The following is a 22,231-nucleotide window of genomic DNA, read 5'->3' as shown; positions in this document are numbered from 1 at the left end:
GGCACCGCCTCGCCGCGCTCACCGCGCTCGCCGCCTCATCGTGCCCTGCGGCTCATCGCGCTCGGCGGCTCATCGCGCGCTGCGCCTAATCGTGCTCGGCGAAGAGCTTCAGCACCGGCACCCCCACCTTGTGCCGCGCCCGCGACGTCCAGTCGCGGTGGAAGAACTCCTCCACGAAGTGCGGCGCGGTGAGCACGATGACCTCGTCGGCGTTGGTCTCCTCGACGACCGTGCGCAGCAGGTCGAGCGGGTGCTTGTCGACGATCCGGCCCACCGCCTCCGCGCCGGAGGCGCGCAGCGCCTCCAGGGAGTGCGCCAGGGCCCGCTCCGCGACCGGGGTGGCGTCGTCGCCCTCCGGCTCGCGGTCCTCGTGCGCGGCGTCATCCAGATAGCCGAGCGCCACGTCGTCGACGGCCCGCAACAGCCGGTCCTGGTCGCCGCGTGGCTGCATGAGCACGACGAAGGAGACCTGCTCGTCGCCGTGGAGAGAGGTGACGAGCTCCACGTCGGCCGGTGCGAGCGGCTTCTCGATCATGAGTACGGTCGTGAACACGGACGCGTCCTTCTTTCTCGTGCTTCGTCGGGGCCACCGGGCCGGCGTTGGAACGATCCTGCCCCGATCTTCGCGGGGCACTCGGGTAAGTGTTCCCGCGCGGAGCAAAACGGAACGAGGGAATCCGCTTTTTTCGGTCGCGGTTCCACCGTGCGGCGCGCCGCTGGTCAGGTGGGTGGCATGAGGGGTGTCGGTGGGACGGTCGGGCGGTCAGGCCCGGACGTAACGGGTGAACAGGAAGCCGTCCTCCTCCAGGACGGAGCGCGGGACGAGGCGGGCCGGGCCCGGAACGTCGGGGCCGTGCATGATCCGGGGCGCGTCGCCGCCCCCGAGCACCGGGGCGACGGTCAGGCACAGTTCGTCCAGCGTGTCGGCCGCGGCGAACTGCGCGAGGACTCGCGGGCCGCCCTCGTGGAGCAGCCGCGTGTGGCCCAGCGCGGCCAACTCGCGCACCGCGCGGACCGGGTCGACGCCTTCGCCGTCGCCCGCGACGACCACATGGGCGCCCGCCGCGCGGGCGGCGGCGACGCGGTCGGCGGGCGGCGACGCGCCGGTCAGCACCAGGGTGGGGGTGACCGGCGCGGTGAACAGCGGTGTCGTGAAGTCCAGATCGAGTCCGCGGCTGATCACCGCGACGGCGGCGGCCGGGGTCTGGCCGTCCGCCGCCCTGCGCGCCGCGAACACCTCGCGGGCCCTCGCGGGCCGGTAGCCCTCCAGGCGAACCGTTTCCGCACCCACCAGCACCACGTCGGCCAGCGCGCGGAGCACGCCGAAGACCCGCATGTCCGCCTCCGACGACAGCGGCGCCGACCTGCCGTCGTACCGGGCCGCGCCGTCCAGCGACGACACCATGTTGGCCCGGAGGTACGGGCCCGCTCCCCGTTCGGGGTACGCGTACGCGTCCGCCAGACCGAGCGGGGTCTCCAGCCCGGCCGAATCGTTCGCTCCCGCTACGGGATAGAGCCGTCGCATCCCCGAAGTCTCCCACGCCGCGCCGCTACGGGCCGGTCGGCGCCCTCGGCCCGCCGCCCCCGTACGCGTGGGGTCGGACACATGCCGGCGGGGGCGGAACCGGGAGGCACTACGCTGGTGAGCTGTGTCGACCTCTGTCGTTTCGTCTGGGAGTGCCGCGATAGGCGGCGATGGCGGGCCCGTGTCACTCAGCGCGCGCACGCCGCATGTGCCGGTGGAGCGATTGGTGGCGGAGATGGTGCCGCCGCCGCGGTTCGACGGCGTCAGGTTCGAGACCTACGTGCCCGACCCGAATCAGCCCAGCCAGGCCGCGGCCGTACGGGCCCTGGCCGGTTTCGCGGCGTCGCTGACGGCCGCGCCGACGCCCAAGCGGTGGTTCCGGCGGGAGGCACCCGCGCCCGGCGGCCCCGGCGGGGTCTACCTCGACGGCGGTTACGGCGTCGGCAAGACCCACCTGCTGGCGTCGCTGTGGCACGCCACCCCGGCGCCCGCCGAGCGCAAGGCGTTCGGCACGTTCGTGGAGCTGACCAATCTGGTCGGCGCCCTCGGCTTCCAGCACGCGGTGGCGGCGCTCAGCGACCACCGGCTGGTCTGCATCGACGAGTTCGAACTGGACGACCCGGGCGACACGGTGCTGGTGTCCACGCTCCTCGGCAAGCTCGCCGACGCGGGCGTACGGCTGGCGGCGACGTCGAACACGCTGCCCGGCAAGCTCGGCGAGGGCCGCTTCGCCTCCGCCGACTTCATGCGGGAGATCCAGGGCCTGTCCGCCCGCTTCACCAGCCTGCGGATCGACGGCGAGGACTACCGGCACCGCGGCCTGCCCGAGGCGCCGACCCCGCACACCGACGAGCAGGTCACCGCCGCCGCGGCCGTCACACCCGGCGCCGCGCTCGACGACTTCGGCGCGCTGGCCACGCACCTGGCCACCGTCCACCCCAGCCGCTACGGCGCGCTCTGCGACGGCGTCGGCGCCGTCTTCCTGCGCGGCGTGGAACCCGTCACCGACCAGGCGACCGCGCTGCGCCTGGTGGTGCTCGCCGACCGGCTCTACGACCGCGAGATCCCCGTCTTGGCCTCCGGCGTGCCCTTCGACCGCGTCTTCGGCCAGGACATGCTGGCGGGCGGCTACCGCAAGAAGTACTTCCGCGCCGTCTCCCGGCTCACCGCGCTCGCGCGGGACGCCGAGAAGCTGACCGGCACTGGCGGAGACCGCTGATCCGGCGCAGGATCGGTGCATGGCCAAGAGCGGGAGCAAGGACAAGGGCAAGGGCAAGCACGGCGCCGAGCACGCGCACGTGGACCGGCACGCGCACGAGGACGGCCGGGGCGGCAAGCACGCCGACGCCGCCGCCAAGAAGGCGCAGAAGGACCCGGGCCTGCGCTCCCTGCTGCGCGTGCCGCCCGGCGGCGGACCGGTCAACCTGCGGGCGTACGACCCCTCCGCGACCCCCGGCGGCCCGCGCGACAAGGCGACGGCCCTGGCCGCGACCGCGGAGCTGCGCGCCCGGCTGGCCGAGCTCCAGGAGCGGCTGTGGGCGCAGAGCACCGCGGGCGACCCGCACTGCGTGCTGCTGGTGCTCCAGGGCATGGACACCTCGGGCAAGGGCGGCACCGTCAAGCACGTGTCCTCCGGGCTGAACCCGTCGGGCATCCGCGTCACCGCGTTCAAGGCGCCCACCGAGGAGGAGCGCCAGCACCCCTTCCTATGGCGCATCCGCCGCGCGCTGCCCCGCCCCGGCGAGCTGGGCGTCTTCGACCGCTCGCACTACGAGGACGTGCTGATCGCCCGCGTGCGCGACCTCGTGCCGCGCGCCACCTGGAGCCGCCGCTACAGCGTCATCAACCGCTTCGAGCAGTCGCTCGCCGACGACGGCGTCACCGTCGTCAAGGTCTTCCTGCACATCAGCTACGACAAGCAGCGCGAGCGGCTGCTGAAGCGGCTCGACAACCCGGACAAGCACTGGAAGTTCAACCCCGGTGACATCAGCGAGCGCGCGCTGTGGCCCGCGTACCAGAAGGCGTACGAGGTGGCCCTGGAGCGCTGCTCGACCGACGCCGCGCCCTGGCACGTCGTGCCGTCCGACCGCAAGTGGTACCGGAACTGGGCGGTCGCCAAGCTGCTGCTCGAACACCTCGAACTGATCGACCCGGCCTATCCGAAGGCCGACTTCGACATTGAGGAGAACCGCGTCGCGCTCCTCAAGACCTGACCCGCGTGCCCCGGTCCTAGCCGGAGCACGCGGTGCGCTGCGCCTCTTGCCACTCGCACACCGGGCAGTACGTCGCGCCGCGCGTGCTCGCCGGATACTCGGTCGGCTCACCGCACAGCACGCAGTCCGCGAGGGCTTCCGCGTCGGGCGTCGGGGTCGTCTGTGTCACCCGTTCACCGTAGCGCGGGCGCGCAGCACGGCGGCCCCCCGGGGCGGAAGCTGGACGGCCGCGTCCGGGCCCGGCAGCACCTTGCACGACGGCCGGGCCAGCACCACCTCGCACGGCACGTCCAGCGGCACCCGCGCGGGCGCGTCGGAGAAGTTCACGACCGTACGGAAGGGGCCGCGGGCCAGCCGCAGCGTCCGGCCGCCCGCGGTCGCCGCGACCGTGTCGAGCTGGGGATCGGTCAGGGCGGGCTCCGACCTGCGCAGCGCGATCAGCCCGCGGTACCACTCCAGCAGCTCGCGGTGCCCCGCCTTGTCCGGCTCGGCCCAGTCCAGGCACGAGCGGTCCCGGGTCGCGTGGTCCTGCGGATCGGGCACGTCCTCCTCCGCCCAGCCGTGGTCGGCGAATTCGCGGCGCCGCCCGCGCGTGATGGCCGCGCCCAGCTCCGGGTCGTCGTGGTCGGTGAAGAACTGCCAGGGCGTGCCCGCGCCCCACTCCTCGCCCATGAAGAGCATCGGGGTGAACGGCGAGGTCAGGACGAGGGCCGCGGCCACGGTGAGCTGGTCAGGGGTGAGCCGGTCGCCGGTCGCGCGGTTGCCGATCTGGTCGTGCGTCTGCGCGTAGCCCAGCAGCCGGTGGGCGGGCGCGGCGGCCCGGTCCAGCGGGCGGCCGTGGTGCCGGCCGCGGAAGGAGGACCAACTGCCGTCGTGGAAGAAGCCCCCGGTGAGCGTCTTGGCCACCGCGGCGGGCCCGGCGGCGGCGAAATCCGCGTAATAGCCCTGCGCCTCGCCGGTGACGGCCGCGTGCAGGGCGTGGTGGAAGTCGTCGCTCCACTGGGCGTGCAGGCCGAGGCCGCCCGCCTGGCGCGGGGCCGTCGTCCGCGGGTCGTTCAGATCGGACTCGGCGATCAGGAACAGCGGGCGGCCGAGCGCGGCTGACAGCCCGTCCACGGCCGTCGACAGCTCCTCGAGGAAGTGCAGGGCGCGCGTGTCCACCAGCGCGTGGACGGCGTCGAGGCGCAGCCCGTCGAGCCGGTAGTCGCGCAGCCACGACAGCGCGCTGCCGATCAGGAAGTCCCGCACCTCGTCGGAGCCGGGCGCGTCCAGATTGACCGCGTCGCCCCAGGGGGTGTGGTGCCGGTCGGTGAAGTACGGGCCGAACGGCGGCAGATGGTTGCCCGACGGGCCCAGGTGGTTGTGGACCACGTCGAGGACGACGCCCAGGCACTGCTTGTGCGCCGCGTCGACAAATCGCTTCATTCCCTCGGGGCCGCCGTACGGCTCGTGCACCGCCCACAGCGACACGCCCTCGTACCCCCAGCCGTTGGTGCCGGGGAACGGGCACACCGGCATCAGCTCGATGTGCGTGATGCCCAGCCGGGCCAGGTGCGGCAGCCGCTCGATCGCCGCGTCGAAGGTGCCCTCGGGGGTGAAGGTGCCGACATGCAGTTCGTAGACCACCGCGCCGGGCAGCGCGCGGCCCGGCCACGGCACCGTCCAGGCGAACGCGTCGTGGTCGACGACGGCGCTCGGCCCGTCCGGGCCCTCCGGCTGGCGGCGCGAGCGCGGATCGGGCAGCGGCGGACCGCCGTCGAGCAGATACGCGTACCGCGTGCCCGGCCTGGCGGACACCTCCGCGCGCCACCAGCCGGCCCGCGCCGGGTCGGGGCCGAGGCCGTGCCGTGTGCGGTCGTCGATCAGGATCTCCACCTGCTGGGCATCCGGCGCCCACACCTCGAACAGCACCCACGGCTCCCGTCTCGTCATCCGGTTCGTTCAGCGTCTTCGGTCTTCCGCGCGGCGGTCTTCCGCGCGGAAGTTCTCCGTACAGCGGTTTTCTGTACGGCGGTACGGCGGTCTTCTGTACGGCAGTCTTCTGTACGGCGGTCTTCTGTGCGGGCGCCCCCGAGGCCGTTCCTCGCGGGTGCCCGGGGCCGTGGCCGCGCCACGGACCCCGGGCACATGCATGCCCACGGAACGGCCTCCCGCATCACCGCGAGCGGATCAGCGGGGGAACATCACACTGCGTCGGGGACGAAGTCGATCCGCTCCTGAACGATCGGGTACCCCGCCTTCGCGAAATTCCGCGCCATCGGGACATTCGTCCGGTCGGTGGCCGCCGCGACCTTGACCGCGCCGCGGTCGACCAGGTCGTGAGTGCACTCGACCAGCAGGTCGTACGAGTAACCGCGGCCCCGCTGCTCGGGCACCACGGCGATGAAGCCGATGCACGGGCCGGCCGGATTGCGCGCGGGCACGTGCAGCCCGGCCACCTCGCCGTCCGGGGTGTACGCCACCCGCCGCCAGTCGGCGGGCGAGGGGAACCAGTCGAAGAAGCCGATGGTCTCGTCGAGGGCGGCCTCCAGGCCCTGTTCGGCGATCATCCGGCGGTCGTGGGCGTCGAGAGTGCCCTCCATGATGCGGGCCATGACGGCCCGGAAGGCGGTGTCGTCCGGCTCGGGCCGGTACTCAAGACGCCCGGTGCGCGGCGGCAGCGGGCAGTCCGCCGTCCACTCGTAGCGGTACCGCTCGACCAGCTCGCGCAGCCCCGCGGCCTCGACGGCCGCCGCGCGGCTCCGCGCCGCCGCCGTCACGTCGGGGCGCTCGCGCCAGTCGGGCGGCAGCAGCAGGCTGTACTCGGTGTTCAACGGCGCGGCGCGCAGCAGTTCGGTCGCCGCCTCGGCTTCGCCCTCGGCGAAGTCGAACCAGTCCAGGGCCAGCGGCTCGCTGTCCTCGGGCTTGGCCCACCACGCGGCCCGCGCGACGACCTTCGCGCCGCGCAGCGCGACCCACGACCACTCGGGCCGGTACTCGCCGCCCGCGTCGAGGGTCGCGAAGGACTGGCCGAGCAGGGCGCGGCCGACGAACGTGTCGCCGGTGCCGGTACGCGTGCCGGATGCCGTCTCGGCAAGGGAGTTGAACAGGGCGGACTCGCCCGCGACCAGCGGGCGGAAAACCAGATCGGACATGGTGAAGCGATTCCTTCGGGAGTTCGACGGAGCGCTCCCGGGACCATCTCCCCGTGGATCTACGGACGCCCTGCGGAGGGGCGGGAGCGCGGCACAGTGATGTACGTCATCGCTCTCGCCTCCTTCTCGTCCGGTCATGGGCGTGATCAGCACCCTAGGCGGGCGACGGCCGACAAGGCCACCGGTTTTACGCGGCGGCCCTGTCGGGATGGCGACGCGGGTGCGCGGGAGCGGGCGGGGGCGGCTCAGGCCGCCGGGCTCACCTCGCCGCGCTCACTTCTCCGGGCTCGCCTCTCCGCGCTCACCTTTCCGGGGTCAGCAGGGCCACAGGGCTGCGGCCCAGCAGTTCGGCCAGCGGGGCCGCGCCCTCGTACGTCCCGCCGCCCAGGCGGTCGTGCCAGCGGCCCGGAGGGAGCGGCAGCGACGCCTCGCGCCAGCCGCCCGCCGCGGCGAGGCGGGCGGACAGCCGGGTGACGACGGTGAGGGCGGAGCCGCCGCGCAGGAAGGCGAGGCAGTGGTCACCGGCAGGACCCTGCGCGACGAGGGGGATGTACGAGGCGGTGGGGCCGTACCACTCGGGGCGGTCGCGCCGCAGCCGGAGCGCCACGGCGGTCAGGCGCAGCTTGGCCTCGTCGAAGGAGCCCGGCGCGGCGCCGTCCAGCAGGCCGTCCAGGGTGCGGTCGACGCCGAACCGCTGGGTCCCGCCGACCGGCCCGTTCATGGGGCCGCGGTTGTCCGGGTCGACCAGGGTGTACACCGGGAATTCGGTGTTCTGGTAGACGTCGGGCACCCCCGGCATCGTCAGGTGCACCAGCGCCGCGCCGAGCGCGTTGGCGTCGGCGTACGGGGCGAGGGAGTTGACGAATTCACCGACGTCGTAGACGCCCGCGCCGCACGGGCCCTGCTCGGTGAAGTCGGTGACGGCCTTCTCGTACGCCTCGTCCTGCTCGGTCCACGAGGTGTGCAGGCCCGCCTCGCGGACCGCCTTGAGGGCGGCGGGCACCAGCCGGTCCGGGTGGCAGAAGCCGAGGCCGACGCCGGTCTGGAAGACGGTGTACGCGGTGTGCCGGTCGGGTGCGGGCGCGTCGCCTGACCGCTCGGCGCGGGCCTCGCGGGCGCCCATCCACTCCCGCCAGGCGTCGGGGAGTTCGGACAGGACGGCCAGCCGCAGCCGCAGGTCGGCGCTGCGCTTGGTGTCGTGCGTGGACAGGACGGTGCCGGTGCCGGGGTGGTCGCGCTGGATCCGCGCGCAATAGGCGTGGAATTCCTCCGGGGCCGTCGCCGGATGCGCCGGGCTGCGGCCGACCTCGCACAGCGACAGCAGCGGCGAGTAGCGGTAGAAGGCGGTGTCCTCGACGGACTTGGCGTGCAGCGCGGAGGCGACCTGCGCGAAGCGGACGGCGAAGTCGTCGGCGTCCTCACCGGGCACCGTCGCGCCCTCGGCCGGGCGGCCGAGCGCAAGGTCGCGCAGCAGGCCGATCGCCGGGGCGAGCCGCCCGTCGGCGCTTTCCGCCGCACTGGAGGCGGCCTCGGTCACCATCAGGGTGTCGCCGGGCGTCGCCGGGGTGCCGGGGCGTACGTACGGGCGGTACACCGGGATACGGACCAGCAGCTCGCGCAGCGCCTCCTCCAACACGGACGTCGCATAGGGCGCCGTGTAAGGGTCGGTCTCCTGGTGCTCGGCTGTTACCGGCCCGCCCGCCCCCTCGGTCCCGCCGCCCGTGCCGGGGCCCTGCGCCCGCTGCGCGCTCGCCGCGAGGCGGGAGACCTCCGCGGCGAGGTCGTGGCCGACGATGCGGTGGGCGGCGCGCCGCGCGGTCGGCTCCCACCGGCCGCCGCGGCTGTCCTCGACGCCGGTGAACTCCCGGTAGAAGTCGGTCACTTCGGCGACGCCCGCCGGGTCGGTGAACAGCCCGTCGATCCGGTCGAGCGCGTCGTACCCGGTGGTGCCCGCGCACGCCCAGTCGGCGGGCAGCGCCTCGTCCCGCTGGAGGATCTTCTCCACCACCGTCCACCGCCCCTCGCTGGCCTCGGCCAGGCGGCGCAGGTAGCCCGCCGGGTCGGCGAGGCCGTCCGGGTGGTCGATCCGCAGCCCGTCGGCGACGCCTTCGCGCAGCAGCCGCAGCACGGTCGCGTGGGTGGCCTCGAAGACGTCCTGCCGCTCGACGCGGACCGCGATCAGGTCGGAGATCGTGAAGAAGCGGCGGTAGTTCAGCTCGGTGCGGGCCTGCCGCCAGTACGCCAGCCGGTACCACTGCGCCTCCACCAGTTCCGGCAGCGGCAGATTCTCCGTGCCCGGCCGCAGCGGGAACCGGTGGTCGTAGTAGCGCAGCACCTCGCCGCCCGCGCGCTTGTCGGAGACCACCGAGAGCTGCCCGAGGACGTCGGGCAGGGGGTCGCCCAGCACGGGCAGCAGCACCTTGCCGCCCAGCGCGGCCCAGTCGATGTCGAACCAGTCGGCGTACGCGGAGCCGGGACCGTCGCGCAGCACCTCCCACAGCGGGCCGTTGAGGTGTTCGGGCGCGGGCACCGCCATGTGGTTGGGGACGATGTCCAGGATCAGGCCGAGGCCGTGCTCGCGGGCGGTGTGCGACAGTGCCCGCAGGCCCTGCTCGCCGCCCAGCTCCTCGCGTACCCGCGAGTGGTCCACCACGTCGTAGCCGTGGGTGGAGCCGGGCACCGCTTCGAGGATCGGCGACAGATGCAGGTGCGAGACGCCGAGCGAGGCCAGGTACGGCACGTGCGCGGCGGTGTCGGCGAAGGTGAAGCCGGGCTGCACCTGCACCCGGTAGGTGGCGGAGGGCGTCACGGGAAGTCCGGTCATGAGGTCTTCTCTACCCCGGATTCGGCCGTGAAGCGGCCGAACGCGCCCGGGTCTCCCCGGACGCCGTCCGTATCGCCGAAAGCGGCCCGTCCTTCCCCGTGGCAGGCCGGCCGCGTCGCCGACCCGCGGGCCACCTGCCGCGCCGCCGACCCGCGGGCCACCGGCCGCGCCGCCGACCCGCGGGTCACCGGCCGCGCCGCCTTACGCGGAGCACGTGTCGCGCCGCCCGGGCCGCTACAGCGCCGGGCGCTGGAGCACCACCATGCTGCGGTCGGCCAGCTCCACCCGGTCCCCGGCCTGTACGCGCTGGCCGGTGCCCGGCGGGACGCCCCCGGCCAACTGGGTGTCCACCACGAGCTGCCACTCCATGCCGTGGTTGACCGGGACCACGAACTCCTGCGGCTTCGGCGCCGCGTTGACCATCAGCAGGAACGAGTCGTCGGTGACCGGCTCGCCGCGCGGCCCCGGCTCGGAGATCGCGTTGCCGTTGAGGAAGACCGACATCGACCTGGCGTGCGCCGCCTGCCAGTCGCGCTGCGCCATCTCCTGCCCCTCGGGCGTGAACCAGGCGATGTCCGACAGTTCGTCGTGCGTGCCCTCGACCGGCCGCCCGTGGAAGAAGCGCCGCCGCCTGAACACGGCGTGGTCGCGCCGCAGCCACACCATCGTGCGCAGGAACTCGTGCAACTGCTGCGCCTCGTCGTTCGGCCCGCCGTCGTCCGGCTTGCCGGGCCAGGACACCCACGCCAGTTCGTTGTCCTGGCAGTAGACGTTGTTGTTGCCCTTCTGGGTGCGGCCGAACTCGTCGCCGTGCGAGATCATCGGCACGCCCTGCGAGAGCATCAGCGTGGCGAGGAAGTTGCGCATCTGCCGCCCGCGCAGCGACCGCACCTTCTCGTCCTCCGTCGGCCCCTCCGTACCGCAGTTCCACGACCGGTTGAAGCTCTCGCCGTCACGGTTGTTCTCGCCGTTGGCGTCGTTGTGCTTGTCGTTGTACGACACCAGGTCGCGCAGCGTGAAACCGTCGTGGCAGGTGACGAAGTTGACCGAGGCCAACGGGCGGCGGCCGTCGTCCTGGTAGAGGTCGGAGGAACCGGTCAGCCGGGAGCCGAACTCGGCCAGCGTGGCGCTCTCGCCGCGCCACAGGTCCCGTACCGTGTCGCGGAACTTCCCGTTCCACTCGGTCCACAGGGGTGGGAAGTTGCCCACCTGGTAGCCGCCCTCGCCGACGTCCCACGGCTCGGCGATCAGCTTCACCTGCGAGACCACCGGGTCCTGCTGGACCAGGTCGAAGAAGGACGAGAGCCGGTCCACCTCGTGGAACTGCCGGGCCAGTGTGGCCGCGAGGTCGAAGCGGAAGCCGTCCACGTGCATCTCGGTGACCCAGTAGCGCAGGCTGTCCATGATGAGCTGGAGGACGTGCGGGCTGCGCATCAGCAGGCTGTTGCCGGTGCCCGTGGTGTCCGTGTAGTACCGCTTGTCGCCGCCGAGCCGGTAGTACGAGGCGTTGTCCAGGCCGCGCAGCGACAGCGTCGGCCCGAGGTGGCTCCCCTCGGCCGTGTGGTTGTAGACCACGTCCAGGATCACCTCGATCCCGGCCCGGTGCAGCGCGCGCACCGCCGTCTTGAACTCCAGCACCTGCTGCCCGCGGTCGCCCAGCGAGCAGTACGAATGGTGCGGCGCGAAAAAGCCGATGGTGTTGTAACCCCAGTAGTTCGCGAGGCCCGCGTCCACCAGACGGTGGTCCTGGATGAACTGATGCACCGGCATCAGTTCCAGTGTCGTCACCCCGAGTTCCACCAGATGGCCGATCACCGCCGGGTGAGCCAGCGCCGCGTAGGTGCCGCGGATCTCCTCCGGCAGACCCGGGTGAGTCATCGTCAGGCCCTTGACGTGGGCCTCGTAGATGATGGTCTTGTGATAATCGATCCGCGGGGCGCGGTCGTCGGCCCAGTCGAAGTACGGATTCACCACGACGGACGTCATGGTGTGCGGGGCGGAGTCCAGATCGTTGCGCGAGTCGGGCTGTCCGAAGCGGTAGCCGTAGACCGCCTCGTCCCAGTCGATGCTGCCGCTCATCGCCTTGGCGTACGGGTCGAGGAGCAGCTTCGCGGAGTTGCAGCGGTGGCCGCGGGGCGGGTCGTAGGGCCCGTGCACCCGGAAGCCGTACCGCTGACCCGGCATCACCCCCGGCAGGTAGGCGTGCCGTACGAAGGCGTCCGCCTCGCGCAGCTCGACGGCCGTCTCCGACCCGTCGTCGTGCAGCAGGCACAGCTCGATACGGGACGCCACCTCGGAGAAGACGGCGAAGTTGGTGCCCGCGCCGTCGAAGGTGGCACCCAGGGGGTACGACTGACCCGGCCAGACTTGCATCTCGTGACTCTTCCACTCCCGGACCGGGAGAGCGCGGACCGATTCCGCGCACCCGGCCAGCTTCGTTGCCGAATTCGTTGCCGAGAGTGCATCCTCCCACCTGGTCCACCCGAGGGTGACAAAGCCACAACAGCCAGCTACCGCAAGGGTGATGAGCTTGTCCGGTAGTAGTCAAGTAGGGTCAACAGGGCTGCGGGGCACCCTGCACCGCAGTACCCTTCCTTGATCGTGGACGGGGGTGGGAGGCGGGTGGCGTGGAGACGTCCGGAGGTCTGATGCTCCCGGGTGGTGGAGATCAGGAGGACCGTCAGGTCGCGGACGGTGCCGCCGCCGAGGCGGTGCAGAGCGCGGTCACCCTCGCCCAGCCGCTGGAGATCGGAGCGGAGCTGGACTGGGGCGCGGAAGCCTGGTCGGAGGTACGCACCCGCGCCACGCGCGCCGGGCGGGCCTACGTATGGCTCAACCTCGTGGAACAGCGCCTGCGCGCCGTCGTCAACGCGGTGCTGCGCCCGATCTACGAGCCCGTGCACGGCGAGGAGTGGGTGGTCGCCGCCGCGGGCCCGGCCGGGCACGAATGGGTGCAACGGGCCGTCGCCGTACGGGAAGTGAGCCGCCGTAAGGGCTTCCTGCTCGACCCCGCCGACGACAATGTGCTCAGCTTTCTGACGCTGCCCCAGCTCCGCGAACTGGTCGTCCAGCACTGGCCGTGCTTCGAGCCGTACTTCGACGACCGCCGCGACCTCGAACTCGCCCTGGACGAGCTGGAGGTGGCCCGGCACGTCGTCTCGCGCAACCGGGCGCTGTCCAGGACCGTCCTGGACCAGGCCGAGCGGGCCGCCGCCAAGCTGCTGGAGCTGCTGGGCGCGGGACCCGCCCGTACGGCCGCGCAGCGGCTGCCGGTGGACGCCGTCGAGGACCTGGTCGCCGACCGCTACTCCGACGTCATCGGCGTCTACCCGGACCGCGTGCGGCTGCAACGGCAGCTCCCCGTCGAGGACTTGTTCGCCGGCGCGCGCCGGCTCGACGCGATAGGCATCGGCCTCAATCTGCTGGTGCAGAACTACTCGGGGCGGCGCCTGGTGCGGCTCGCCGAGTCCGGCTGCCGGGTCAGACTGCTCTTCCTCAACCCCGCGAGCAGTACGGTCCGCCGCCGCGAGCGGGAACTGGGCCTGGGGCGCGGTGAGCTGGCCAGGTCGGTCGAGATGAACATCATGCACATGCGCCGGGTGCGGGCCCGGCTGCGGGACCCCGACGCCTTCGAGATCCGGGTCTTCGACGAGACCCCGCGCTTCACCGCCTACCTCGTCGACGGCGACACCGGCGACGGCCTGGCCGTCGTGCAGTCCTATCTGCGGCGGGCCCGCGGCATGGAGGTGCCGGTGCTGCTGCTGCGCGGCGGGTCCCGGCAGGTGGTCGCCGAGGAAGGGCCCGCGGAACACGGGCTCTTCGAGGTCTACCGCGAGGAGTTCGAGGGCATCTGGACGGATTCCCGTCCCGTGTCGTGACCTCCGGGGGAGGGGCGGGGACGCCCCGGGAAACGGAACCCCGCCGTCCGGCGCTGTCAGTGGTCCGCGCGATGATGGCAGGGCACACGGGGGTTACGGGGAAATGGGTGGGAAGGATGCTCGCCATGGCATGGCATGAGGAGCTGTTGGTCGGGTTCGACCTGGAGACGACGGGGACGGATCCGCGCCAGGCGCGGATCGTGACCGCGGCGGTCACCGAGGTGAAGGACGGGGAGCCGGTACGGCACCGGGCGTGGCTGGCCAATCCCGGCGTCGCCATTCCCGAGGAGACCACCGCCATCCACGGCATAAGCACCGCCCGCGCGGCGGCCGAGGGGCGCCCGGCGCCGGAGGTCGTCGCCGAGATCGCCGACGCCCTGCGGGGGTACTGGGCGGCCGGGGTGCCCGTCGTCGTCTACAACGCGCCCTTCGATCTCACCCTGCTGGACGAGGAGTTGCGGCGGTACGCGCTGCCGCCGCTGGCCGTTCCCGGGGCTCGCCCGGGGCCCGTGCTCGACCCGCTGGTGATGGACCGCGCCCTCGACAAGTACCGGCGCGGCAAGCGCACCCTGGAGGCCGCCTGCGGCGTCTACGGTGTCGTCCTCGACGGCGCGCACGAAGCGGGCGCCGACGCCCTCGCCGCCGTCCGCGTCGCCCGCGCCCTCGCCGCCCGCTACCCCCAGGTCGCCGACGCCGACCTCTGGGACCTCTACGACGAGCAGCGCGGCTGGTACGCCGACTGGGCCGAGGACTTCGCCTCCTGGCTCCGCCGCAAGGGGTCCGCCGACGCCTCCACCATCGACCGCGCCTGGCCGCTGCGCGTCTCCGCCGCCTGACCCCTCCGGGGCCGGTCACCCGCCAACCCGCGGCCCGCCGCTGCGGCGGATCGAAGAGGCGCCCCCTCTTCGGCTCACCTGTGCGTCGCGGTCAACCGGCGGCCGTGCGGGGGGTGATGGGGCGGGGGAAGGCGGCGGCGCCTTCCTTGAAGGCCGCCGCGGTGGGGCGGGGTCAGAAGGAGTACCAGCGGACGGTGGGGTCGGCGGCTCTCAGCGAAGCGACACGTCGGCGGAATTCGTTGAGGGCGGCCGGGCTGGCGGGGGCGTGCTGGGCGACCCAGGCGCAACTGGCGGTCTCGCGGGCACCGCGCAGGACGGTGATGCCGGGCCACTCGGTGACGTCCCAGCCATAGGCGGCGGTGAAGGCGTCGTACGCCGCCGCGGGCACCCCGTAGCGGTCACGGCTGAGCGCCTGGACGACGAGGTCGTGCTCGCGCAGGTCGGAGGAGAAGGTCTCCAGGTCGACCAGGACCGGCCCGTCGGGCCCGATGTGCACATTGCGCGGCAGCGCGTCCCCGTGGATCGGCCCGCGCTCCAGGTGCGGTACGAGCTCGGCCGCGGCGGTCGCGAAACCGTCGCGCCGATTGCGCAGATACGCGGCGTCCGCCGGATCGATCGCGTCCCCGGCCAGCCGCAGCCAGCGCTCGACCCCGCCGAGCAGCTCACGCGGCGGCAGCCCGAAGTCCGGCTCGGGCAGCGCGTGCACGAGCAGCAGCAGCGGCGCCACATCGGCGGGCTCCGCGGGCCGCAGCGGCTCGGGCAGCCGCTGCCAGTACGTGATCGGGTGGCCGTCCACCAGCCGCACCTCGGACTCCGCCGAGCGCACGGCGGGCACATCGTGCTTGGCCAGCCAGTCGGCGGTGCGCACCTCGCGCCGGGCCCGCTCCAGCAGATCGGCGCTGCGGCCGATCTTGATCACCAGACGCCCGGCGGCGTAGACCGCGTTCTCGCCGAAGGCGAGCAGCTCGGCCTCGTGATGCCCGGCGGCATCCAGCACCGCCCGCGCCCGCTCCCGCGTGAACACCCTCGTGTCCGCCATGCCGAAACCCGAACCCTTCGCCGAATCGCCCGCAGTCCCGAATCGTCCACTGTCCCGTACCGCCGTGCCCGCCCGCGCCCTCCCCGTACGCCCCCGCCGTGTCACGCGCCGCCCCACCGACGTGCCGCTTTCCGTACCGCATATGCCGACAGCATCGGTCAACGGCGCGGAACTAGGCCAGTGTCGCATCCGCGCGCCCCCTGAACGCGCGTCACCGGCTGAGAATGCGCCGTGAATACGCCCGAATACGTCGGGCGCGCAGCGATGAATCCTGGCCGCCCGGCCGGTCGGTATCCATGAAGGCCCGTCCGGGGGCCAGGTCCAGGAGAGGCGGAGAAGACTGTGACGGCGGCACCCGGCCCGACGGAACCCCTGGTCGTGGACGTGACCGGGCTCCCCGGCGGCGCGCCCGGCACCATCGGCGCGCTCGCCCGGCTGGGGCTGGCCGCGCACAGGACCGGGCACACCGTGCGGTTGCGCGGCGCCACCGCGGAACTCCGCGAATTGCTCGAACTCGCCGGGCTAGCGGGGCAGTTCGAGTGGGAGGCCGAAAAGCGGGAATAGGTGCGCGGTGTCGAGGAACGCGTTGATGCCGGTGATCCGGCCGTCGGTGATCTCCAGCACCTGGAGCGCCCACGGGTGGTGGCCGCCCTCCGGGCCGTTCGACCGGTACTGCCCGAAGCCGGGCGATCCGTTCGCCCACACCGGCAGCAGCCGGGAGTCCTTGCACTCGATACCGGTGCCGAGGAACCAGTCGCGTATGTCCTGGTGACCCTGGAGCCACAGGGCGTACGGCGGCATGGACAGCGTGACGTCCTCGTGCAGCAGGGCGGTCAGCGAATCGAGGTCGTAGCGCTCGAAGGCGTCCACATAGCGCGCGAGCAGCTTCTCCTGCGCCTCGTCCATCGGCGCGGCGGCGGCCTTGGCGTAGTCGGTCCCCGCCGTGCTCACCCCGGCCTCGCTGAGCGTGGCGCGGGCGCGCTGCAACGCGCTGTTGACGGACGCCACCGTCGTACCGAGCAGCTCCGCGGTCTCGCTGGCCTTCCAGGCCAGCACCTCGCGCAGGATCAGAACGGCCCGCTGCCGGGCGGGCAGGTGCTGGAGGGCGGCGACGAAGGCCAGCTTGATCGTCTCGCGGGAGACCACGACATCGGCCGGGTCGCCGGAGGACGGCAGGGCGCGGACGTCGGGCACCGGCTCGATCCAGACGCTCTCCGGGGAGGCGGCGGGCAGCGTCGCGTCGGCGTGCGACGCGGGGGACAGGTCCATCGGGCGGGCCCGGCGCTTGCCCGCGTTGAGACTGTCCAGGCACACATTGGTCGCGATCCGGTACAGCCAGGAGCGGAACGAGGCCCGCCCCTCGAAGCCGCGCTGCCCGCGCCAGGCGCGGACCAGCGTCTCCTGCACGGCGTCCTCGGCCTCGAACACCGAGCCGAGCATGCGGTAGCAGTAGCCGGTCAGCTCTGCCCGGTGCTCCTCAAGACGGAGCTCCACCTCGTCGGCAGCCAGGGCGGTACCGCTCCCGGCGCTTTCGCTCTCTCTCACGGTCACGCTTTCCACACTAGGCCCGCCCACTGACAACGAGCCCGGAAAAGGGGCCCGGAACACCGCCCGGAACGCGCCGGAGCCCCCGTCCCGGGCGGGACAGGGGCTCCGTGACCTGCGGAGAAACGCGGGATCCGAATTTTCCGAGGTAATTTTCGCGCCGGGCCGAGGCGGGCCGGGCCGGGCCGGGAACAGGTCCCGGGGCCCAGGTCGGGCCGGGAACAGGCCCCGGGGTCCTCCCCGGCCCCTGGCCGGGGATCAGACCCGGTCGGGCACCTGGTCCCGGTACGGCTCCTCCGGCAGCGCGACGACCGGCGGCGGGGCCAGGGTCGACTCGTCGTGCGTCATGTCGGGCAGCCGGTGCATCCAGCGCGGCAGGTACCAGTTGCGCTCGCCGAGCAGGCTCATCACGGCCGGGAGCAGCACCCCGCGGATGACGGTCGCGTCGATCAGCACCGCGAAGGCCAGGCCGACACCCATCTGCTTCATGCTCTGCATGGACAGCGTCCCGAAGATCGCGAACACGGCGACCATGATGACGGCGGCGCTGGTCACGACGCCCGCGGTGGTGGTGATGCCGTGCTCGATCGCGCCGCGGGTGCTCATCCCGCGCACCTTGGCCTCGCGGATCCGGGAGACCACGAACACGTGGTAGTCCATGCTCAGCCCGAACAGGATCACGAAGAGGAACAGCGGCAGCCAGGCCACCACCGCGCCCGTACCGGTGGCGCCCACCAGCGACGCGCCCCAGCCGTGCTGGAAGACCGCGGACAGGATGCCGTAGGCCGCGCCCACCGAGAGCAGATTCAGCACGATCGAGGTCAGCGCGATGGTCAGCGACCTGAAGGACAGCAGCATCAGCAGGAAGGCGAAGACGGTCACGAAGGCGAAGACCGGCAGCACACTGCTGGTGATCTTGGCCGTGAAGTCCATCGACCCGGCCGTCCCGCCGGTCACCGGCGCCTGGAGGCCGTCGACCTTGCCGAGCGTGTCGGGCCGTACGTGGTCGCGCAGCGTCCGCACGTTGTCCTGGGCCTTGGCGCGGTCGCTGCCGCCGGCCAGTGGTACGTCGATCTGGGCGACGTTCTGCGCGGCGTGCACGGTCAGGGTGACCGGGCCCTTGCTGGCGCCCGAGGACACGGCCTCGGCGCGGAAGGCGGCGATCGCCTTCTTGACCGCCGGGGCGTCGATGTCGTCGGCCTTGACGACCACGTTGGCCTGGTCGGGACCGCCGGGGAACGCCTCGTTGATGTGCTCGTAGGTCTGGATGATCGGCAGCTTGCTGCCCAGTTCCTGCGGCATCGACAGATTCGCGGTCTTCATGCCGAACGCGGGGAGCGCGATGACCAGCAGCGCGCCGCCCGCCATCACCGTGGCGGTCTTGGGGTGGCTCAGCACCGGGCCCAGGACGGTCTTCCAGAAGCGGCTGCTGGGGTTGGCGGCGCGCCGGGCGGTGTTCTTCCGGCCGCGGTTCAGGAACGGGATGCGGCCCTTCTCGACCCGGTGGCCGAGCAGCGACAGCAGCGCGGGCAGCACGGTGACCGAACCGAACATCGCGATGGCGACGACGATCATCGTGGCCAGGCCCATCGCCTTGAAGTCACCGATGCCGGTGAAGAGCATGCCCGCCATGGCCACGATCACGGTGATGCCGGAGATCAGGATGGCCCGTCCCGAGGTGGCCGCCGCGATCTTGATCGCGGTCTGTCCGTCGTGCCCCGCGGCCCGCTCCTCACGCTCGCGGCGCAGGTAGAACAGGCAGTAGTCGACGCCGACGGCCAGGCCGACCAGCAGCATCACGGAGTTGGCGGTGTCGCTCATCGGGATGATGTGGCTGACCATCGCCACCACACCGCCCGCGGCCATGAACGCCGTCATCGCCAGCGCCACCGGCAGCAGCGCCGCGACCAGCGCGCCGAACGCGATCAGCAGGATGCCCAGTGCCACGGGCACGGCGGAGAACTCGGCGGTCTTGAAGTCGCTGCCGAAGGCGTCGTTGAGCACCTTCCCGCCGCTCGCGTCGCCGAATTCCTCGATCCGCAGGTCCGTGTGGCGCGACTGGACCTTCTTCACCGCGTCCATGACCGGCTGCACCTTGTCGGGCGCGTCGTCCGCCAGGCCGAGCATGTCGAAGCGGACCAGCGCCGAACGCCGGTCGGCGGAGACGGCCTTGGTGTCATAGGGCGAGGTGACCGCGGTGACCTTGCCCGTGCCCTTGACCGCGGTCATCACCTCGGCGACCGCGGTGCGGAAGGCCGGGTCGGTCGCGTGACCCGAGCCCTTGGCCTGGATCAGCACCATCTCGCCCGCCGCGCTCTTGAGCCCGGCGTTCTCCTTTATCGTGGCGGCCTGGTTGATCTCGCCGGACATCGACTTGTCCTGGTCGAGGTCGACCCGGCCCGCCGACTGTCCGACGAACATCGCCAGCATGACGAAGAGCAGCCACCCGCCCACCGCCGCCCAGCGGTGCCGGGCGCTCCAACCGCCCATAGCCGCCGCGATGCCCATCCTGCTGCCGTGTGCGCCTGAGCGACTCACGGTGTCCCCCTTGAAGGATCGTCATGGGTGGCGGCCTGACCTGGTGATCCGGGGCCGCTCCGTACGCCTATGACGCTATGGGGACGCGGGGCGCCGACCCATCCGGCCTGCTGGTGACTTCCGGGAGGGCGGGCTCCCCCTCAGGGGTGGGGACAACCCCACCATGGCCGGGAAGTTGGCCCTTACACCGACACCAGTCGGCGCGCGGGCAGCAGCGCCTCGTCGTACCGGCGCAGCAGCAGTTCGGCCAGCTCCGGCGCGGCGCCGAGCACCGGCGCGAGCACGTCGGCGCCCGCCTCCCGCGCGCCGCGGGCGATCCGGTCGGGCAGGAAGCCCGGCGCGATGACGTACGGGGCCACGGCGATCCGGCGGACGCCCTCGGCGCGCAGCGCGCGTACGGCGTCCTCGGTGCGCGGCAGGGCGGCGGAGGCGAACGCGGGCCGCACGGCGCGCCATCCGGTGCGCCGCCACTCCCGCGCGATGTCGGCGATCACCGCCCTGGCCTCCGGGTCGGTGGAGCCCGCGGAGGCCAGCACGACACCGGTCGAGGCGCGGTCGCCCGGCCGCAGCCCGGCCTCCGTCAGCCGCCGCTCCAAGGTGGCGACCAGCAGCGGCGACGGGCCGAGCACGTCGGCCTGCGTGATCCGCAGCCGGGAGGGGGCGTCCCGCAGTACGGCGGGGATGTCGGCCTTGGCGTGGAAGGCGCGGGTCAGCAGCAGCGGAAGGGCGACGGTCTCCCGTACGCCCTCGGCCGCGAGCCGTTCCAGCACCTGGGGCACCGAGGGGGCGCAGAAGTCCAGGAAGCCGGTCTCGACCCGCAGACCCGGCCGCGCCGCCCTGACCCGCCGGGTCAGCGCGCGCACGGTCTCGGCGTGCCGCGGGTCGCGGGAACCGTGCGCGATGACGACCAAGGGGGGCCGGGCGGCGGGGCGCACTACTGCTGGGCCCCGGCGGTCAGGCCGCGGCTGCGCAGCACCCAGCGCTCCAGCGGGCTGAAGATGATCTGGTCGATGGCGATGCCGACGAACAGGATCAGCAGGATGCCGAGGAAGACCCCGGCCATGTCGGAACCCTCGCGCATGTTCTCCAGGTAGCGGCCGAGGCCGACGCCCAAGTCCGGTGAGGACGCGATGAGTTCGGCGGCCATCAGGGAGCGCCAGGAGAACGCCCAGCCCTGCTTGAGGCCCGCGACGTAACCGGGCAGCGCGGCGGGCAGCAGGATGAACCAGGCGCCGCGCAGGCCGGTCGCGCCGATGGTGCGGCCTGCGCGCAGGTACAGCGGCGGCACCTGGTCGATGCCGGACACCAGGCCGTTGGCGATCGACGGCACCGCGCCCAGCAGGATCACCGTGTACATCGCCGAGTCGTTGATGCCCAGCCAGATCACCGCGGCGGGCACCCACGCCACCGACGGCAGCGACTGGAGCCCGGACAGGATCGGGCCGATCGCCGCCCGTACGAACGGCACACGGGCCACCAGCAGGCCCAGCGGGGTGCCGATGGCCAGCGCGGCGACGAAGCCGAGCAGGCCGCGCTGCACGCTGGTCCAGATGATGGAGAGCAGGTCGCCCTCGTTCCACCGCTCGGACAGCGCCTGGCCGACGGCGTGCGGGCTGGGCAGCTTCGTCGGGTCGGAGAAACCGCCCCACACCGCGAGCTGCCAGACCACCAGCACCAGCAGGATCGCGGTGACCGGCGGCAGCACCTTCTTGAACAGGATCTCCCAGAAGGGCGCCCGCCGGACCTCGACGGTCTCCAGCGCGTCGAGGCCCGCTTCGAGCCCTGACAGGTCGTGCCGGTCCGCGGCGCCCGGCCCGTCCGTCTTCCCGAGCGGGACGGCGCCTTGCGCGGACGTCTCAGTGCTGGCCATGGCGGCGGATCTCCCCACGCAGTTCTTCGGTGATCTCGACGGACAGGTCCGCCACGGCCGCGTCCTCGATACGGCGCGGCTGCGGGATGTCGATGGTCCACTCACGGGCGATCCGCCCCGGCCGCGACGACATCAGCACGACCCGCTCGGCGAGCCGTACCGCCTCCCGGACGTTGTGCGTCACGAACAGCACCGACAGGTCGGTCTCGGACCAGATCCGGGTCAGCTCGTCGTGCAGCACATCGCGGGTGATGGCGTCCAGCGCCGCGAACGGCTCGTCCATCAGCAGCAGTTGGCTGTCCTGGGCGAGCGCGCGGGCCAGTGCCACGCGCTGCCGCATACCGCCGGACAGCTCGTGCACCCGCTTGCCGTACGCGCCGCCGAGCCGTACGAGGTCCAGCAGCCGCTCGGCCTCCGGGCGGCGCTCCTCACGGGGCACGCCCCGCAGCCGCAGGGCCAGTTCGATGTTCTTGCCCGCCGTCAGCCACGGGAACAGCGCGTGTTCCTGGAACATCAGGGCGGGCCGCCCGCCGGGCGCCGCGATGGCGCCCGCGGACGGCTTGTCGAGTCCGGCGACCAGATTGAGCAGGGTGGACTTGCCGCACCCCGAGGCCCCCAGGAGGCAGACGAACTCACCGGGCCGCACGTCGAGCGTGATGTCGTCCAGCACGAGTTGCCGGGCGCCGGGCCTGCCGAACGCCTTCGACACATGGTCGAGCCGCGCGGCGTACGCCTCGGGCTCCGCGGTCTGCGCGTCGGCACTGGTGAGGGTGTCGGCCATGGGTGTCACCTCCTGGGGTCCTACGGGGCGGGTGCGGTTGACGCCGCT

18 protein-coding genes are annotated in these 22,231 nt (G+C 72.7%); 5 read left to right on the top strand and 13 right to left on the bottom strand.

The window, feature by feature from the left end:
- Positions 1-85: 85 nt before the first annotated feature.
- Positions 86-553 carry an indole-3-glycerol phosphate synthase gene (locus ACFZAM_RS22860; RefSeq protein ID WP_355338685.1) on the bottom strand — a complete coding sequence of 156 codons (468 nt, stop codon included), beginning with the start codon at positions 551-553 and terminating at the stop codon, positions 86-88.
- A 210-nt stretch (positions 554-763) separates the two neighbouring features.
- Positions 764-1,525, bottom strand: a complete 762-nt coding sequence (locus tag ACFZAM_RS22855; protein ID WP_355338688.1) for a pyrimidine reductase family protein — start codon at positions 1,523-1,525, stop codon at positions 764-766.
- A 181-nt stretch (positions 1,526-1,706) separates the two neighbouring features.
- On the opposite strand from ACFZAM_RS22855, the gene zapE reads away from it, so the two are divergent.
- Together zapE and ACFZAM_RS22845 are read left to right on the top strand one after the other, a co-directional pair.
- On the top strand, positions 1,707-2,744 hold the full coding sequence (gene zapE, locus ACFZAM_RS22850) for a cell division protein ZapE (RefSeq protein ID WP_391048743.1): 1,038 nt from the start codon (positions 1,707-1,709) through the stop codon (positions 2,742-2,744).
- A gap of 19 nt (positions 2,745-2,763) precedes the next feature.
- Positions 2,764-3,738, top strand: coding sequence for a PPK2 family polyphosphate kinase (locus ACFZAM_RS22845; RefSeq protein WP_355338694.1), 975 nt, complete (start codon positions 2,764-2,766; stop codon positions 3,736-3,738).
- Positions 3,739-3,754: 16 nt separating this feature from the next.
- Here the strand turns inward: ACFZAM_RS22845 and ACFZAM_RS22840 are convergent, their stop codons facing one another.
- The 5 genes from ACFZAM_RS22840 to glgX form a co-directional block, all read right to left on the bottom strand.
- Positions 3,755-3,907, bottom strand: a complete 153-nt coding sequence (locus tag ACFZAM_RS22840) for a hypothetical protein (protein ID WP_223186409.1) — start codon at positions 3,905-3,907, stop codon at positions 3,755-3,757.
- Positions 3,904-5,670: a malto-oligosyltrehalose trehalohydrolase gene (treZ, locus tag ACFZAM_RS22835; protein ID WP_391048737.1), complete on the bottom strand. Its 1,767-nt coding sequence runs from the start codon at positions 5,668-5,670 to the stop codon at positions 3,904-3,906. The genes ACFZAM_RS22840 and treZ overlap by 4 nt, the downstream gene beginning before the upstream one ends.
- A gap of 251 nt (positions 5,671-5,921) precedes the next feature.
- Positions 5,922-6,872 (bottom strand): GNAT family N-acetyltransferase, encoded by a 951-nt coding sequence (locus ACFZAM_RS22830; protein WP_391048734.1) that lies wholly within the window; start codon positions 6,870-6,872, stop codon positions 5,922-5,924.
- Between the two features lie 301 nt (positions 6,873-7,173).
- The gene (gene treY, locus ACFZAM_RS22825; RefSeq protein ID WP_391048733.1) at positions 7,174-9,696 is read right to left on the bottom strand and encodes a malto-oligosyltrehalose synthase; all 2,523 of its coding nucleotides are present in this window, start codon (positions 9,694-9,696) and stop codon (positions 7,174-7,176) included.
- A gap of 234 nt (positions 9,697-9,930) precedes the next feature.
- A complete protein-coding gene (gene glgX / locus ACFZAM_RS22820) occupies positions 9,931-12,069 on the bottom strand; it encodes a glycogen debranching protein GlgX (RefSeq protein ID WP_391048730.1) in 2,139 nt (712 codons plus the stop codon).
- Between the two features lie 275 nt (positions 12,070-12,344).
- Between glgX and ACFZAM_RS22815 the strand changes: the two genes are divergently transcribed.
- Together ACFZAM_RS22815 and ACFZAM_RS22810 are read left to right on the top strand one after the other, a co-directional pair.
- Positions 12,345-13,574, top strand: a complete 1,230-nt coding sequence (locus ACFZAM_RS22815) for an SAV2148 family HEPN domain-containing protein (protein WP_391049028.1) — start codon at positions 12,345-12,347, stop codon at positions 13,572-13,574.
- A gap of 125 nt (positions 13,575-13,699) precedes the next feature.
- The gene (locus tag ACFZAM_RS22810) at positions 13,700-14,410 is read left to right on the top strand and encodes an exonuclease domain-containing protein (RefSeq protein WP_391048729.1); all 711 of its coding nucleotides are present in this window, start codon (positions 13,700-13,702) and stop codon (positions 14,408-14,410) included.
- A 172-nt stretch (positions 14,411-14,582) separates the two neighbouring features.
- Here ACFZAM_RS22810 and ACFZAM_RS22805 read toward each other — a convergent pair whose 3' ends face one another.
- Positions 14,583-15,449 (bottom strand): aminoglycoside phosphotransferase family protein, encoded by an 867-nt coding sequence (locus ACFZAM_RS22805; protein ID WP_355338711.1) that lies wholly within the window; start codon positions 15,447-15,449, stop codon positions 14,583-14,585.
- 342 nt (positions 15,450-15,791) lie between these two features.
- Here ACFZAM_RS22805 and ACFZAM_RS22800 point away from each other — a divergent pair, with 342 nt between their 5' ends.
- Positions 15,792-16,013 carry an STAS domain-containing protein gene (locus ACFZAM_RS22800; RefSeq protein WP_188280389.1) on the top strand — a complete coding sequence of 74 codons (222 nt, stop codon included), beginning with the start codon at positions 15,792-15,794 and terminating at the stop codon, positions 16,011-16,013.
- On the opposite strand, the gene ACFZAM_RS22795 is transcribed toward ACFZAM_RS22800, so the two are convergent.
- The 5 genes from ACFZAM_RS22795 to ACFZAM_RS22775 form a co-directional block, all read right to left on the bottom strand.
- Positions 15,972-16,994, bottom strand: a complete 1,023-nt coding sequence (locus tag ACFZAM_RS22795) for a sigma-70 family RNA polymerase sigma factor (protein WP_355338814.1) — start codon at positions 16,992-16,994, stop codon at positions 15,972-15,974. The two genes, ACFZAM_RS22800 and ACFZAM_RS22795, sit on opposite strands and share 42 nt — an antisense overlap.
- 258 nt (positions 16,995-17,252) lie before the next feature.
- Positions 17,253-19,502: an MMPL family transporter gene (locus ACFZAM_RS22790; protein WP_391049024.1), complete on the bottom strand. Its 2,250-nt coding sequence runs from the start codon at positions 19,500-19,502 to the stop codon at positions 17,253-17,255.
- Positions 19,503-19,714: 212 nt separating this feature from the next.
- Positions 19,715-20,467, bottom strand: a complete 753-nt coding sequence (locus ACFZAM_RS22785; protein WP_355338717.1) for a sirohydrochlorin chelatase — start codon at positions 20,465-20,467, stop codon at positions 19,715-19,717.
- The gene (locus tag ACFZAM_RS22780) at positions 20,467-21,402 is read right to left on the bottom strand and encodes an ABC transporter permease (RefSeq protein WP_355338720.1); all 936 of its coding nucleotides are present in this window, start codon (positions 21,400-21,402) and stop codon (positions 20,467-20,469) included. Before ACFZAM_RS22780 ends, ACFZAM_RS22785 begins: the two co-directional genes overlap by 1 nt.
- Complete coding sequence (locus ACFZAM_RS22775) at positions 21,389-22,192, bottom strand: ATP-binding cassette domain-containing protein (RefSeq protein WP_391048725.1); 804 nt, start codon at positions 22,190-22,192, stop codon at positions 21,389-21,391. Before ACFZAM_RS22775 ends, ACFZAM_RS22780 begins: the two co-directional genes overlap by 14 nt.
- Positions 22,193-22,231 lie beyond the last annotated feature (39 nt).

Origin of the sequence: Streptomyces sp. NPDC008079, from assembly GCF_042957385.1 — a bacterium.
Lineage (GTDB): Bacteria > Actinomycetota > Actinomycetes > Streptomycetales > Streptomycetaceae > Actinacidiphila.
This window is presented reverse-complemented; position numbering and strand designations above follow the sequence as displayed.

Bases quoted from the DNA above. Each gene is read 5' to 3' on its own strand.
- ACFZAM_RS22790 (WP_391049024.1), bottom strand. From the start codon at position 19,502: ATGGGCATCGCGGCGGCTATGGGCGGTTGGAGCGCCCGGCACCGCTGG.
- ACFZAM_RS22830 (WP_391048734.1), bottom strand. From the start codon at position 6,872: ATGTCCGATCTGGTTTTCCGCCCGCTGGTCGCGGGCGAGTCCGCCCTG.
- ACFZAM_RS22845 (WP_355338694.1), top strand. From the start codon at position 2,764: ATGGCCAAGAGCGGGAGCAAGGACAAGGGCAAGGGCAAGCACGGCGCC.
- ACFZAM_RS22855 (WP_355338688.1), bottom strand. From the start codon at position 1,525: ATGCGACGGCTCTATCCCGTAGCGGGAGCGAACGATTCGGCCGGGCTG.
- ACFZAM_RS22815 (WP_391049028.1), top strand. From the start codon at position 12,345: ATGCTCCCGGGTGGTGGAGATCAGGAGGACCGTCAGGTCGCGGACGGT.
- treZ (WP_391048737.1), bottom strand. From the start codon at position 5,670: ATGACGAGACGGGAGCCGTGGGTGCTGTTCGAGGTGTGGGCGCCGGAT.
- treY (WP_391048733.1), bottom strand. From the start codon at position 9,696: ATGACCGGACTTCCCGTGACGCCCTCCGCCACCTACCGGGTGCAGGTG.
- glgX (WP_391048730.1), bottom strand. From the start codon at position 12,069: ATGCAAGTCTGGCCGGGTCAGTCGTACCCCCTGGGTGCCACCTTCGAC.
- ACFZAM_RS22780 (WP_355338720.1), bottom strand. From the start codon at position 21,402: ATGGCCAGCACTGAGACGTCCGCGCAAGGCGCCGTCCCGCTCGGGAAG.
- ACFZAM_RS22810 (WP_391048729.1), top strand. From the start codon at position 13,700: ATGGCATGGCATGAGGAGCTGTTGGTCGGGTTCGACCTGGAGACGACG.
- ACFZAM_RS22805 (WP_355338711.1), bottom strand. From the start codon at position 15,449: ATGGCGGACACGAGGGTGTTCACGCGGGAGCGGGCGCGGGCGGTGCTG.